Raw genomic sequence first — 13,376 nt, 5'->3', positions numbered from 1 at the left:
AATACAGCTTCTAAGGGATCGGACCGCTAGCGACGCGGTTTGGCAAACTTAATCTTTTCGATCAGTTTGACAACTTCGTTGCCATCTTTGTAGCCGCTTACCGCGGTGATGGCTCGGATGACATTTTCGTAGCGTAAGTTGTAATCGGTATCGATTTCAAGTTCAGGCCCCTCGTCCTCTTCGGTCGGCGTCGCCGAACCGATTTGAGAAACGATGCGAGCTCGCAGTGCGTCGTAATCGGTGCCCAAGTCCGAATCGTTCAATGCCATCGAAGCGAGTCGGCCCTGCGAATCGGCTCGCAACCGCAGTTTCAATCCGAGGTCGGTCGGATCCGCAGCACCTTGGCTATCCCCCAGCGGCATCCGCACGCTGAAGTCGCCTTCCATTTCCACGACTTTAAAGGTCATCACGAAGAAAACCAGCAACAGAAAGACGATGTCAATCATGCTGGTCATGTTGAGTTCGTTTTTCTCGTTCGCGTGTTGATTGCGAATTTTCATCGATTGTCTTCCTTCACTCGCAGCGCAAAGTTGACGAGTTTCTGTTCTTGCGCCACTCGGATCACCTCCTGCACATCGCCAGCAGCGGTATCTTTGTGAGCTCGGATGACGACGTTGGCATCGTCAGCGGATTTGCCTTCGGATTCGATCACCGTCAGTTCGCGGAGTAGACCGACTCGCAGTGTTTCCACGGTGTAGTCGTCGCCGCCAAGCACAATTTCACCATCCATCGCCACATGCAGGATGATGGGAAATTCGAGCGGCACTTCGGGCGGTTTAACCAGCTGGCTGTTCGGCAACACGACGCGATCATTGGCTTCGGTTTGTGCGAAATTGATCAGCACCATAAAGAACGCGATCAACTGAAATGTCATGTCGATCATCGGCGTCAAATCGCCTTCGGCCAAGTCAGGTTTTTTGGATTTGACTCGCATTTAAGCTTTGGTCCCCTGAGGCGTCACGTCCTCAAAACGGCTCATCAAGTTTTCGCTGGTCACACCGATTTCCAACAGCATGCGCGAGACACGGTTCCGCAACACGTTGTAGGCTGCGATCGCAGGAATCGCGATGGCCAATCCAATCAGCGTGGTGAAAAGTGCCGTCGAAATACCGGCTGCCAAGTCGGCGGGTTTCGGCGAGGCGCCGCCCAGTGCGATCACTTGGAACGATTCGATCATCCCGTGTACCGTCCCAAACAATCCAATCATCGGGCTCAAGTTGCCGATCAAAGCCATGTAGCTCAGTCGATGTTCAAGCTTCATGCTTTCCTCTTCGCCGACTTCCTGCATCCCTTCGAGTGCTTTGTTGTAGCCTCGCGACAAACGAGCAAGTCCGGCGGAAAGCACTTGGCCAAGTACCGATTCGTCGGCTTTGGCCATGTCGTAGGCCTCTTGGAATTGTTTCTCGTTCAGCTTCTCTTCGAAACCTTCGACCAATTCATGCGGACAGAGGGTGTCGCGACGAGCGGCCAACACATTCATCACAAACAGTGAAACGAGTGTGATCGAGAGCACCAAAAAGACGAATGAATAGGTCAACCCAAGCGCTTCGATCGTCCAGGCGAGCAGGTTTTGATCGCTCGATTTCTTTGCCGTCGGAGCCGCTCCGTTGTCCGCTGCGGCGTCGACGCCGCCATCGGCGGGCACGTCCGCAGGGGCCGCCGCGGCCGGTTCGGCTTCCCCAAATTCTGCTGCAGCATCATCTTGAGCTGACACATGGGTGACAAGGAATAGCGATGCCAAGATCGCTAGACCCACCGAACGAAACGTGTGCATGCTGGGCGTGCTGAGACGGGCAGGATGCAGGAGGGAACCGCAGGCAGCGAACATCAACGAGACTCTCTGAGGATAAGAAGCGGGAACGTTTAGATTTTATTTTGGGTTTTCAAGCGAACTCTGGCGGTCCCGAAATCGGAACCAGTGAATTCTAGCATTTGAACAGGATAGTTGGGGAAAAGTACCCTCGCACCCTCCAAGCGACTCGAATCGATTGAGAAAACTGGCTCGAAGGTCCGCTTGCAACGGCAAAAACCGTATCGGCGGTTTTAATTATTTGCCAAATCCGGGATAGCGTTGTTGCAATTCTTGACGCGCTTCGGCGCCACGTTCAGGTTTTCCAACCTTCGGCCAAAGCTCGACAAGTTTCGAAAGTGCCACCGCATGTGCATCACTTTGGCCCGAAAACATCAAGTGCGTATGCAGGTAGGCCATGATCGCCCCTTCGGTGTCCCCTTTGGCCTCGTAGATCGCGCCTTGAGCGTTGTAGATTCGGGCGGCCATTTCAACATCGGTTGGGTTCATTTCACTGATCAGCGTTGAGACCAATTTCAACCCTTCGTCGGCTTGTTTTTTCGAGGCCAATGCCGCCGCTTTTCCTGCTTTGGAAAGCGATTGCAAGCGGGCGGCTTCCACCGACTCGACTTTTAAACCCAAAACCTTGTCGAATTCGGCAATCGCCGCGTCGGCATCGTCGCTCTGCAAGTGCACCATCCCGGTGAGGTAAACGTGTTGGATCTTGGCGTTCGCGGTGGGGGCTTGCCGCAGCGAACCATAGAACTTGAGCGCTCCATCTTTGTCGCCGAGCGCTAACGCTAGATCGCCGAGCACCTTGGCGGCTTCGAAGAAATGCCACGAATCACGGTGCTTTGACGCAAACGCCAGCATCGCTTGCTTCGCTGCCTGCTTGTTTCCTTTGCCCGCGATCGCCAATTGGCTCATCGAATAGGCGGTGTAAAACATCGCATCCGCCTTGATCACGTCACGTGGCAGTTCGCCGATGTTGACCGTCTTTAACTCTTGCATCGCTTGGTCGTATTGCCCGTCCAACGCAAATTCGCGTCCTTTGGTCAGTGCAGGTGAATCGCCTGCGAACAAGATCTTTTCGATTTCACCCGCGACAAAGTTCTGAGTGTTGCCTCCGACTTTGACTTGGATCCCTTGCGGGCTGGTCTCGGCAACCGAACCAATCACAGGTGAACCCGAACTTGGATAGATCCGATCGTTTTGTGCTTGGACCGTATTTCCTAATAGCACCCAACCCATCCAGACGGCGGACATCAGTGCGGCGTTAAAGTATTTCATTTTCACTCGGTCTGTTCGTTGAAGTGAGTTCGTTGAGATGAGATTGGTTATCGAAAAGGTTTTTTGTCTGCACGGTAGGGCTGCGATACACTGTGCCAACACCATCGGTGCAGCGGGATGGCGGATCCGACTTAACCGGCTGGTGGCAGCGGTGGAAGTCCTTTCACCGGGTCTCCCACCTCTTTCTGAATTTGGCGAAGCAACGCGTCAAACTTTGCACGTTGCGCGGGGCTACCCAGTTCGGGATAGATCCCCGCGACTTGAGTGATGTCCGTGATCGCCCGTTTCATGATCGAGGTGTCTTTGGCGCGTCGCCCCCACAGGAAACGCGACAGCGCGATGTGATAGCGAGCATCAAAGAAAATTTCTTTGAATTGTTCATTGCCGTTGGTCAGCTTGCTGATCTTGCCCCAACCCCAGATGGTGTTCTGTTTGTTGGGACCGGGACGTCCGCCATTGAGTGCGGTTTGATACGCCTTGGGCGCAAATTTGTCCGGCAGCTCGCCAGCCCACGTTTCGTACGCTGTCGCGGCTTCGACTTGAGCGTCCAGCATGGTCGGTTTTTCGAGCAAAATCTGTTCAAGCACATCGAGCGAATTCTTGTATTGACCGACCAAACGGTAGGCGCGGGCTAGTTGGAACTGAACCGAAAGTGACACGTCCGGGTTTTGAGCCTTGAGTTGCTCGTATGTTTTGATCGCCGTCGCCAACAATTCTTTTGCGCGTCCAGTCGCTTTGGTCTCAGCCTCGGGCATCGCGGCTTCGCCCAATTGAACCAACGTTTGCACGATCCACTGCAACGTCGCAGGATCTTTGGTGGTTTCTGCGATCTGGGTTAGAAAGACACGAAACGCATCGATCAACTTGTCTTTTTTGGCGGCGTTGGCGGTTTCCAGTTCATCTTTCAAACTGCGTGCCATGCCGATGTAGATGGACTGCAAACGTTTTTGGCCGTCGTCGCCTTTGTAGGTTTGGCGAAGTTTGTCCATAACCGCCGTGGCGCGTTTTAGCAGTGCGGTTGGATCGGTCCCGTCGCTGGTCATCCGCTGCACAATCGTGGTCAATTCTGTGGCAAACAGATCGCCTCGCAATGCGTCGTCGTCGTCCGCAATCTTGCTGATCAACTTGACCGGACCATAGGTTTTATGGTCGAGCGTCGCCAACGCTTTGGCATCGTCGCCTTTTCGCAAGTAGACTTTGGCCAAAACCAATGCGGCTCGCAGCCCCTCGGGTTCAATCAGCCCGCCTTTGATTCCCGACAATCCCTTGATCAATTCTTTTTCGGCGTCCCCTAGCAATTTATCAGCTAACGCATCGTTCTTTTCTTGACGAGCGACAATCGATTGATTCCAAAGCAGTTGCCCCATTAAACGCTCGAAACTAGCGCGTTCAGGGCCTTGGGGCATTTTTGAAACCAACGATTGAGCTTGATCCCATTGGTCTTTTTGCAGTGCCAACCGAATCATGATGCCTTGCGCTGCTGCGGCTTCGGGATCATCGGGCCAGGTCACAGTGAGGAAATCGCCAATCGATTTCAGCTGAGCGATCAAGTTGGTGTTTTCGTCCTGCGGAACTTCGACGAGCAGTTTCTGCAACGCACTGAGTGCCACCAAACCGCCCTTCAATCCGACCTCGGTTCCCGGCGAAGTGCGTGCTAAATTATCACCCACCACCGCGGCGTCGCGAAACCGATCGACTTGATACAACAGGACCGCGTAAAAATGTTTGGCTTGGTTCAGCGTGGTCAGGTCAGCACCACGGTTGATCATCGTCATGCCGAGACGCAGCGTTTCAATCGCCAGGTAACGTGTGTCGGCAAGTTGTTTCTCAAGACTTTCGATCTGCTTTTTGTGTTCCGCATCGTCCTTTTTTTGCTGCTTCAGTAACTCCAACGCTTGGCGTAGATCTTCGCTCAGTTGGTACAGTTCTCGCGAGGCCGCGAAGGCTTCTTCGAGGTTTTCGGGATCGTCCGCTTTCGGCAGTTCAGTGGGGGTTAAATCCACGCCCATTTCTGCCAGCAATTTCGTCGATTCTTCGGCATGGGTGCCCGGCAGCTTTTCGATCTCGATCAGCAATTGACGACCCGCAGACTCGGCCCGTTTGATGTCCGTTTTCTTTTGCCCCTTGGTGTCTTTGGATTTGGCAAGATAGGCTTTGGCGAGTTCGAGTTTTAAATGTAGTGCTGCAGGGAGGCGTTTTTCGTTAGGGCGAACCGTGTCCAGTAACCCCTGGCCCCGTTCGATGGCGGGATTGTAGTCGGGCGGCGATTTTGCCAGCCAGATTTGGGTCAGCGCACTGGTCGCTTCAAAGCGGCCTTCGCGAAGCGGATCGGCATCGGGTTGTTCTAGGAACTGCAAAAAACTATCCAACGCCGCATCGTTTTGTCCGAGCAATTGCTGCGTTTGTCCAAGATGCAAAATGGCGATCGCCCCGGTCACATAGCCGCCGTAATTGTCGGCCAAATCTTTAAACTGAGTGATCGCTTCGTCGAGCAGCTTCTTTCCATCTTTGGCGGGATTTGCAAAGGTGGTCGCGGCCAAACGACGAGCATCTCCGGCGTTAAGTTTGGCTTCAAGAAAATCGGCGCGATACTGCGTTCGCTGTTCGGCCAATTTTGGATTTTCGTCGGCGTTGATCTTCTCTCCCTGCATCTCCTTTAATTGGGTACGCAGGTTTTCGACGATCGTGTCAAACGTTTTTGCGGCGTTGAGATACGATTCCCGCGCCGCTTTCTTCTTGTCATCATCGGGATCGAGCATCATCAGCGTGTTGGCACGCACTAATTGCAACTTCCCCAACTGCAACCGTGCTTCGGGCGCCCGCGGATGAGAATCCTTTTTTAGGAAGTCGGCGATCGACGATTCTGCTTTGACGAAAAACTCGTCCCGCTCGGTCGCCGATCGCGCATTGACGCCGGCTTCAATATAGGTCTGTGCCTTTTCGAGCGAGACCGCATCCTTGAGCGATCCGTCCACGCCAGGGTATTGGTCGAGCCGGTCTAAATACGCCAATGCGGTATCGTAGTAGCCAGCCGCGCGGAGCCGTTTGAGAAAGTCTTCGGCGGGTTCGCCCTCGGCCAACGCCAGCGAACCGCAAGTGCCTGATATCGACAGTGATATTGCTAAGACATAAATCGTGAAACGAACGGCTCGATGGCAAAATGCCTTCCGTGATAAGCAATTCCGCGAATAGAATACGAGCATGGCGACCGAGTGCGGGTTAGATTGAATGTTTGCTGCCAGGGAGGATGAGTTGACAGGATAAGGGTAAGGCGAGCAGGGGTTTTAAACGCTATTCTAGCTCATTGACGCCGTCACGATGTGCTATTGTTCGCCAAACTTCCCCCCATCCTAGATTAAAGCTCCCGAGTCGCTCCTTCAAGCTTGTCCAGCGATTCAAGGACATATCCGATGAAAATCCCTTCTCAATTTAACGAAGATAGCCTTTATGGTCGTCATCGACGGCGCGGCGCAACGGTTCAGAACTACCGACGCTTGATCCGACTCGGACTCGGTTTGGCCTTGGTGCTGGTCGTCATGCGACAATCCGCTAAACCGCGTGTTTACGAACCCTTCTTCGGAGGTGCGTCGGGGCAACAGGGACGCGTCAGCGAGGCGACACGTCAGATTTATGCGGCCGCTCAGCCAGTCCAACTACTCGCTGGGGGGGATGCGGCAGCCGACACGGTGCCGCATCACCGCAACGTCGATCCCAATCCCAAAATTGTCTCGGACGCGCGCGCGATCGTGTCACTCGTTCCACCGGAGGATCAGCAGCTTTGGCTCGCCACGCTGCTGCGGATTCGTCGTCATCAAGAGATTCCGCAATTCACCGTGCTCGATACCGGATGGACGGTCAAACTCTCGCAACTCGAATGGCAAGCGGATCAAAATTCCCAAAATGAGTCCGAGGCAGATCCCTCACGTCAAGGTTGGAGCGAATTGATCGAACAAGTGGCATCGGACCCCTCGGGGCTTAGCGCGGAGTATGCCGATCCGATTGGGGACGATCCGAATGGGGACGATCCGAGTGGGGAAACGAGGGTCAAGATTCAGGCGTTGATCCAAGCACTCGACGCGGCCGCGGCATCCCGTGTTGCCTCGTCGGGCGTGTGGCAGTCTCGCGATCGTGACGCATTGTACCGCTACTTGGACGAGGCCCGATTTGGCTTTGAAAACGATTTGGCAGGCTTGGGGGCGGCTGATTCCAACGGCAACGAGACATCCGAAGCACAAAAAACGAAGAATGTGCAAACCGCCGCTGCCCCCGCGGTGCCGCAAGTTGGTGTGTTGCCGTTGATGCAGCAGCCCGACGTCTATTTGAACCATGTCGTTGCATTTGCCGGTCGTCCGGCACGCGTCGAGCGACATACGGCGACCTCCAATGAATATGAGATCGCTCACTATTGGCATCTTTGGCTGCGGCCGGTCGACGGCGCCGATCGCCCCCTCTTGGCCGTCGTTGACGAGGTTCCCGAGTCGATTGCAAATTGGGCCTCCGAGAATGTGGGGACCGAAGAAACGGATATCGAGGAAGCTCCTGTGCTATGGATCACCGGTCGCTTTCTAAAGCGATTGGCGTATCGATCCAGTGTCGGAGCCGATTCCACGCCTGTGATTGTCGGGCGGATTTTGACGTTGCCTCCCGACGCTGAAACGGAATCCGCGTCGCAATCAAGTTCGCTCGTCTCTGACGATGGAGTCTCGCGTTCGCTGTGGGGGATGATCGTGTTTGCGGTTCTACTTGGCGTCGGATTGGCCGCGTTTGCGATGTGGCGGACCGCAGTGTCGGCAAGACAAAGTCGCGAGCTGCGACATGCCAAAGAACGCCAACCTGCATCGTTTCTCGAACAATTAGCACCGCAACATGGCGATCCATCCCTGCCAGAGGCGGATGCAGACGTCGAGTCGTCCCAACCAGAGAATCACAATGACACAACCCCCTGACAAGATTGTTTTTCAAGAAGAGTCGTCGATCACGCTGCGACCGGGCGGCTGGCGCCACACCGCTACTAACGTCGAGGACGCTACCAAAATTGATCGCTTGGGAAAGTGGTTGTGGGTCTGGGGAATCGTGGGGGTGTTGTCCGCGGGGCTGTTCCCTCGATCGCTCGACGCCCAGTCAGAACTGTTACAGGCAGCCGGTTTTGATTCGCCGCGAATCGAGCAGCTTTATCCTGCTGATGACGACGAATCGATTGGCGAGTTGGCGAAGCTGATCTACCGAATCAATCGGCTTAATCGCAGCTCTATAGAGAAATCGCTCTCCAGCGAAACCCCCAGCTCGCTCCGTGGGCCTGCGATTGGGCTAGGGCAAGTTGTCGCATTCGAGGGGGCGGTTGTGAAGGTTCAGTCGCTGAAAGTGCCAGCCCGATTGGTCGAATTCTTAGAAATGCGGCAACTCGATCTGGTGACCGTTGAAACGGGGGAACAGGGTGAACGCCGCGCGGTCGAAGTGATTACGTCGGGGCTTCCCGCGACAGTTCGCAGCGGTGACCAGATCGCTGCGTTAGGCGTTGTTGTCGAAACGAAGCCAGACAGCGGAGGCGACGGCAACGTGGTCGAAGCCATCGCGGCACTGCCGCTGCAGTGGTTTCCGGCGAATCCCGAGAAGGTCGGCTGGCAGCTACTCGCCCAACAGGGTGTTAGCTTGGGCGAGCTTTCCGGAGTCGCCTCACGTAACCGGCAACCGCTTTCCAGCGACGATACCGAATTGTTTTACTCGATGCTGGCCGCGGCGGATCGGATCGCGAAATTGCCCGCTGCCGAGCGTGTCGCAGCCAAGCCGGTCGAGCCGATTGCGTTGCTGAAGACGCCTGAGGCGTTTACTGCGGATTGGCTGCGAATGGAGGTCGAAGTCGTTCAAGTGACGCGAATTTCCGTGACCGAGCCGGCCCGCATAAAACAGTTGGGGGCGGATCATTATTATCAAGTCGATGCGATGGGCGACCTCGGTAACGTCAAAGTCCAGATTGATTCGGGGCGTGATGCGGCGGGCGACGGACCGGTGTTTCAAAACCGATATCCGATCTCGTTGGTGTTTAAAACGCTGCCGACGTTTTTGCAAAACAAACTGCGAGCCGAGGGAAAATCGGAGGCGATCGTGGCCGATTTGACGGTGCTTGTTGCTGCGGACGCGTTTTTCTTTCGCTTGTGGAGTTATCCGACGGCGTACATGCAGCGGTTCGGTGGCGGAGATCAGTTTGGACCGCTGTTGATCGGCGCCGATATGATCAATCGTGAACCGACCGAAGCGGACCCTGTCGGCGTGAGCATCTTTGGCTGGATCGCGGCGGTGGCGGTGGGGGTGGGCATGTTGGCGATTTTGTTTTGGAATGTCGTCACCGGACGCCGTGATCGTGAAGTGCAACGCCAACGCAAAGAACGCGAGGCTGATGAGTTGCGGTTGCCACAGTAGATCCGCCCAGCTGAAGATCCACCGGGCTTCTGATCCACCAACCCAATTTGTGTTTGATCGCCAGAAATCTAGCGAGCGTCTACTTGACCCACGGCTCGCTTGCGAGAGGATAACGCCTTAGAAAATCATCGAAATGAGAAAGCGATTCCCATTTCGCCCTCTCACACAACTTCCCAATACTTTCCCCGCGAGCGAAACAAATGCGCCGAGCAAAAATTACCGTCATCGGAGCCGGAAACGTCGGAGCCACCTGTGCTCATTGGTGTGCTGCTGCAGAGTTAGGTGACATCGTTCTGTTGGACATTCCCCAGACCGAAGACATGCCGCGTGGAAAAGCGCTGGACTTGATGCAAGCGTCACCGATCATGGGATTCGATTCCAACATCGTCGGTACCACAAGCTATGATGACGCTGCTAATAGCGATGTCATCGTGGTGACTGCAGGTATTCCTCGCAAACCAGGGATGAGTCGTGATGATTTGCTCAACACCAATGCAAAAATCATCACCTCGGTCGGCGAACAGATTAAGGCCACCAGCCCCAATGCGGTTGTCATCGTCGTCAGCAATCCGCTTGACGCGATGGTGCAACAGATGTGGAAAGTCACCGGATTTGACAAGGCCAAAGTGGTTGGCCAAGCGGGCGTTTTGGATACCGCTCGTTACCGTACCTTCTTGGCAATGGAGTTGGGCGTCAGCATCGAAGACATCAGCGCTCTGTTGATGGGCGGCCATGGTGACACGATGGTTCCGATCCCAAGCTGCACCAGCGTCGGCGGTATCCCCGTCACTCAATTGATCGATCGCGCACGATTGGATGAAATCGTCGAACGCACCCGCAAGGGCGGAGCCGAGATTGTTTCGCTGTTGAAAACCGGCAGCGCCTACTACGCACCGGCCGCTGCTTGTGCGCAAATGGTCGAAGCGGTCGTTCGTGACAAGAAGCGTGTTATCCCTTGTGCCGCACTGTGTGATTCCGAATATGGGGTCGGTGGCTACTACGTCGGTGTCCCTGTGGTGATGGGAAGCGGCGGAGTCGAAAAGATCATCGAACTCGATTTGACCGACTCCGAAAAAGCGGATTTCCAAAACAGCGTCGACGCGGTCAAAGGGTTGGTTGCAACGATGGAACAATTGCTATCGTCGTAACGGAACTTGCAAGTTCTTTCGCTGAAGCAACCGCTTCAGCGTTGACATCGGCGAGCGATTACGCGTAGGTTTATGACATCCATCAAACGCGTCTGTATCGTTGGCTGAATTGATTTTTTGGCACGTGTTTTTCACCTGCCATTGAATCTTCAGAGAACCTTAGGCGGGGCCTTCCTCTAACATTCGGTTGGTTATGAGTCGTTATTTTTCATCGGCAAATTGGGGGACATCCCAATCGAATGAAGCCCCTCACGACAACACACCAACTCAAGAATCTTTGGGGCCGCCCGAAGAAGAATCCGGTCTGAATTTTGCCGGAAACTCCGATAGCTTTCTTCAAGATTACTCGTGGCACGATTCGGTGTCCGACGCGAATTTGGTCGACGGGTTCCCTAACCCATTTGACCAATTCAAGGGCGTCGGAGCGCGAACTGCGTTTTTCTTGCCACTGCATTACGAAGCTAATTATGCCTATCCGCTGCTGATATGGCTGCATAACGATGGGTTCAACGAGAACCAAATCACGCAAGTAATGCCGCACATCAGTTTGCGGAATTATGTCGGCGTGGGCGTTCGCGCCAGCTGTGCGACCGATTCCTCCGGACATCGCTACGAATGGCGGACCCGTCCCGGTGCCATCCAGACTGCTTACGAAAACGTAATGCAAGCAATTGATGAGGCGAGCGAACGTTTTTCGGTGAACGCATCACGGATCGTTTTAGCGGGCTATCAGAGTGGTGGCGCTATGGCGATGCGAATTGCACTTCGTGATCCGAAACGATTTGCGGGTGTCGTCTCTCTCGGCGGCCGGATGCCAAGCGGTTGTCGGGCGTTGTCCAATTTGTCGGACTTGCGCGAGCGGCGATTGCCAATGCTTTGGCAGTGGGCGACCGAAAACTCTCTCTTTGATTCGTCCGAGCTCGACGAGGATATGCGTCGTGCCATGATGATTCGTGCTCAGCTCGAAATTCGCCAGTATTGTGATGATGACGAGATGAATACCGTCGCCCTGGCGGATATTAACCAGTGGATCATGGATAAGGTCGTCTCAGGCACTAGCGGCAGCAGTTCGAGCGATCGCTGGGCATCCTCGCCCACTCAGTTCTCGTCCAACTGAGCCCATTCGGCTTACGCTCGTCCCGCTGGTCTTTGATTTGCGTCGTATTGCTTTCATTGGCAATATGTGTGACGCTGTGCAAAGTGTCGCGCACGGATTTCGGTTGTCGCTCCAAGACGAGTCGAGTGGAGTGGGATCGAATCGAGCCGTGGGGGCGTTTGTAGCGTAATCAATTTAGCCCGCCCGACTTAGCTCACCCGATTTAGCTCGCCCGTCGTAACCCACCCGACCTTGTCGTTCGCCGGGCCGCCCTGCCTCGCCGATTGCCGTCACCCCCCCCCTCAAATTGATTTTGCCCCACCTTTGCGCTTCCGGATGTGTTGCTTCGCCATCTGGTACGCTATGCTGACGCGTCCCTCCCCCGTAGACAGTTTTTTCGCTTGATTCCGCTTTGCCTGAACGAGAAACGATGACCCGCGAGAACAGCAGCGACGATGCCGTCGAGAAGAGTCCCGATTCTGCAAAAGACCTTGCACCCTCCTCAGCCGATTCTTCCGGCGGCAAGCGGATTTTGATCGTGGATGACGATCATGAAATCATCGAATCGGTTCGCTATGCCCTCGAGGGCGAAGGTCATGAAGTCATCATTGCTCGCGATGGGAATCAAGGGCTTGCACTTGCCGAGCGAGAAAACCCCGATCTGATGATCTTGGACATGATGATGCCCAAACGCAGCGGTTTTTTGGTGCTTGAAAAGCTGCGTCGCATCCGTGATGTTCCCTTGCCCGTGATCATGATTACCGGCAACGAAGGAAGTCGCCACAAGGCCTATGCGGAACTGCTTGGTGTGAGCGACTATATCCGCAAACCGTTCCCGATGGATCGTTTGATCAAAGCCGTTAATAAGTTGCTCGAGTCGTGATTGATACTGCACTGCAAAAGCGGATTTTGGTTACCGCTGCGATTTGCGGTGCACTTGCCGTGTTGATCGGTGCCTTTGGCGCTCATGGATTGGCGGACTTTCTGCAATCGCGTGGGTTGGATGCAGAAACGATCGCCAGGCGGAGCGATCAGTTTGATGTGGGGGCTCGCTATCACCTCGTGCACGCGGTCGTGCTGCTTGTGATCGCCGTTGTTCCCTTCGGCTCGGACCGTGTTCGCCGCGCGGCAGCCTGGATGATGTTGCTGGGGATTCTGTTTTTCAGCGGCAGTCTTTATCTGCTTGTGGCCCTGAACAAACCCTGGTTGGGGGCAGTTACCCCGATTGGCGGACTGCTTTGGATTGCCGGCTGGGTATCGTTGGTCGGTTTGGCAAAGAGCCGCAATGATCCGGGCCGCTAAGGCCAATTTTTAAGCTGGCGAAACTCGCCAAGGGGTGCGGTCACGATCACCCTGTTCTTTAGCGGCCCAGCGCCAGTTCAATGCCACGCTTTCGACCTAACCGGGTGGCTTTTTTAGCGGTGCGGCGCAATCCGTCCGGTAAATTGCGAACGGTTTTTTTGCTCAACAACCGGGTGGCTCACGTTGCGGTCGCTGTTCAGATGACGTGTCGCTGGCATGACAGCCGGTTCTGAAACTGGGCTGAAATCGGGCCGCTAATCCGATGGTCGAATTAGAAAAAACTTGCGCCAGGGTGCTCGCGGAAAAGCGATAAATCTCGTAACGTGACGCCACG

11 protein-coding genes are annotated in these 13,376 nt (G+C 54.9%); 6 read left to right on the top strand and 5 right to left on the bottom strand.

From position 1 onward, the window contains the following. Nucleotides 1–26: 26 nt before the first annotated feature. The 5 genes from ABD971_RS27885 to ABD971_RS27865 form a co-directional block, all read right to left on the bottom strand. Nucleotides 27–500, bottom strand: a complete 474-nt coding sequence (locus tag ABD971_RS27885; RefSeq protein WP_339937513.1) for an ExbD/TolR family protein — start codon at nucleotides 498–500, stop codon at nucleotides 27–29. Continuing rightward, a complete protein-coding gene (locus ABD971_RS27880; RefSeq protein ID WP_339937511.1) occupies nucleotides 497–934 on the bottom strand; it encodes an ExbD/TolR family protein in 438 nt (145 codons plus the stop codon). The genes ABD971_RS27885 and ABD971_RS27880 overlap by 4 nt, the downstream gene beginning before the upstream one ends. Continuing rightward, entirely contained in the window at nucleotides 935–1,774 is an 840-nt protein-coding gene (locus ABD971_RS27875) for a MotA/TolQ/ExbB proton channel family protein (RefSeq protein ID WP_345327037.1), read from the bottom strand. 273 nt (nucleotides 1,775–2,047) lie between these two features. Then, a complete protein-coding gene (locus ABD971_RS27870) occupies nucleotides 2,048–3,079 on the bottom strand; it encodes a tetratricopeptide repeat protein (protein ID WP_339937506.1) in 1,032 nt (343 codons plus the stop codon). Nucleotides 3,080–3,210: 131 nt separating this feature from the next. Further along, nucleotides 3,211–6,282: a tetratricopeptide repeat protein gene (locus tag ABD971_RS27865; RefSeq protein ID WP_345327036.1), complete on the bottom strand. Its 3,072-nt coding sequence runs from the start codon at nucleotides 6,280–6,282 to the stop codon at nucleotides 3,211–3,213. Between the two features lie 207 nt (nucleotides 6,283–6,489). Here ABD971_RS27865 and ABD971_RS27860 point away from each other — a divergent pair, with 207 nt between their 5' ends. The 6 genes from ABD971_RS27860 (at nucleotide 6,490) to ABD971_RS27835 (ending at nucleotide 13,042) form a co-directional block, all read left to right on the top strand. Beyond that, nucleotides 6,490–8,025: a hypothetical protein gene (locus ABD971_RS27860; RefSeq protein WP_345327035.1), complete on the top strand. Its 1,536-nt coding sequence runs from the start codon at nucleotides 6,490–6,492 to the stop codon at nucleotides 8,023–8,025. Then, the gene (locus ABD971_RS27855; protein ID WP_345327034.1) at nucleotides 8,009–9,496 is read left to right on the top strand and encodes a hypothetical protein; all 1,488 of its coding nucleotides are present in this window, start codon (nucleotides 8,009–8,011) and stop codon (nucleotides 9,494–9,496) included. Before ABD971_RS27860 ends, ABD971_RS27855 begins: the two co-directional genes overlap by 17 nt. Nucleotides 9,497–9,696: 200 nt before the next feature. After that, complete coding sequence (gene mdh, locus ABD971_RS27850; RefSeq protein WP_345327033.1) at nucleotides 9,697–10,644, top strand: malate dehydrogenase; 948 nt, start codon at nucleotides 9,697–9,699, stop codon at nucleotides 10,642–10,644. 193 nt (nucleotides 10,645–10,837) lie between these two features. Beyond that, complete coding sequence (locus ABD971_RS27845; RefSeq protein WP_345327032.1) at nucleotides 10,838–11,761, top strand: alpha/beta hydrolase; 924 nt, start codon at nucleotides 10,838–10,840, stop codon at nucleotides 11,759–11,761. 409 nt (nucleotides 11,762–12,170) lie between these two features. Continuing rightward, a complete protein-coding gene (locus tag ABD971_RS27840) occupies nucleotides 12,171–12,623 on the top strand; it encodes a response regulator transcription factor (protein WP_339937496.1) in 453 nt (150 codons plus the stop codon). Further along, complete coding sequence (locus ABD971_RS27835) at nucleotides 12,620–13,042, top strand: DUF423 domain-containing protein (protein ID WP_345327031.1); 423 nt, start codon at nucleotides 12,620–12,622, stop codon at nucleotides 13,040–13,042. The genes ABD971_RS27840 and ABD971_RS27835 overlap by 4 nt, the downstream gene beginning before the upstream one ends. Nucleotides 13,043–13,376 lie beyond the last annotated feature (334 nt).

Origin of the sequence: Novipirellula rosea (assembly GCF_039541335.1) — a bacterium.
GTDB lineage: Bacteria > Planctomycetota > Planctomycetia > Pirellulales > Pirellulaceae > Novipirellula > Novipirellula rosea.
The sequence above is the reverse complement of the archived record's forward strand: the minus strand, read 5'-3'. Positions and strand labels throughout refer to the sequence as shown.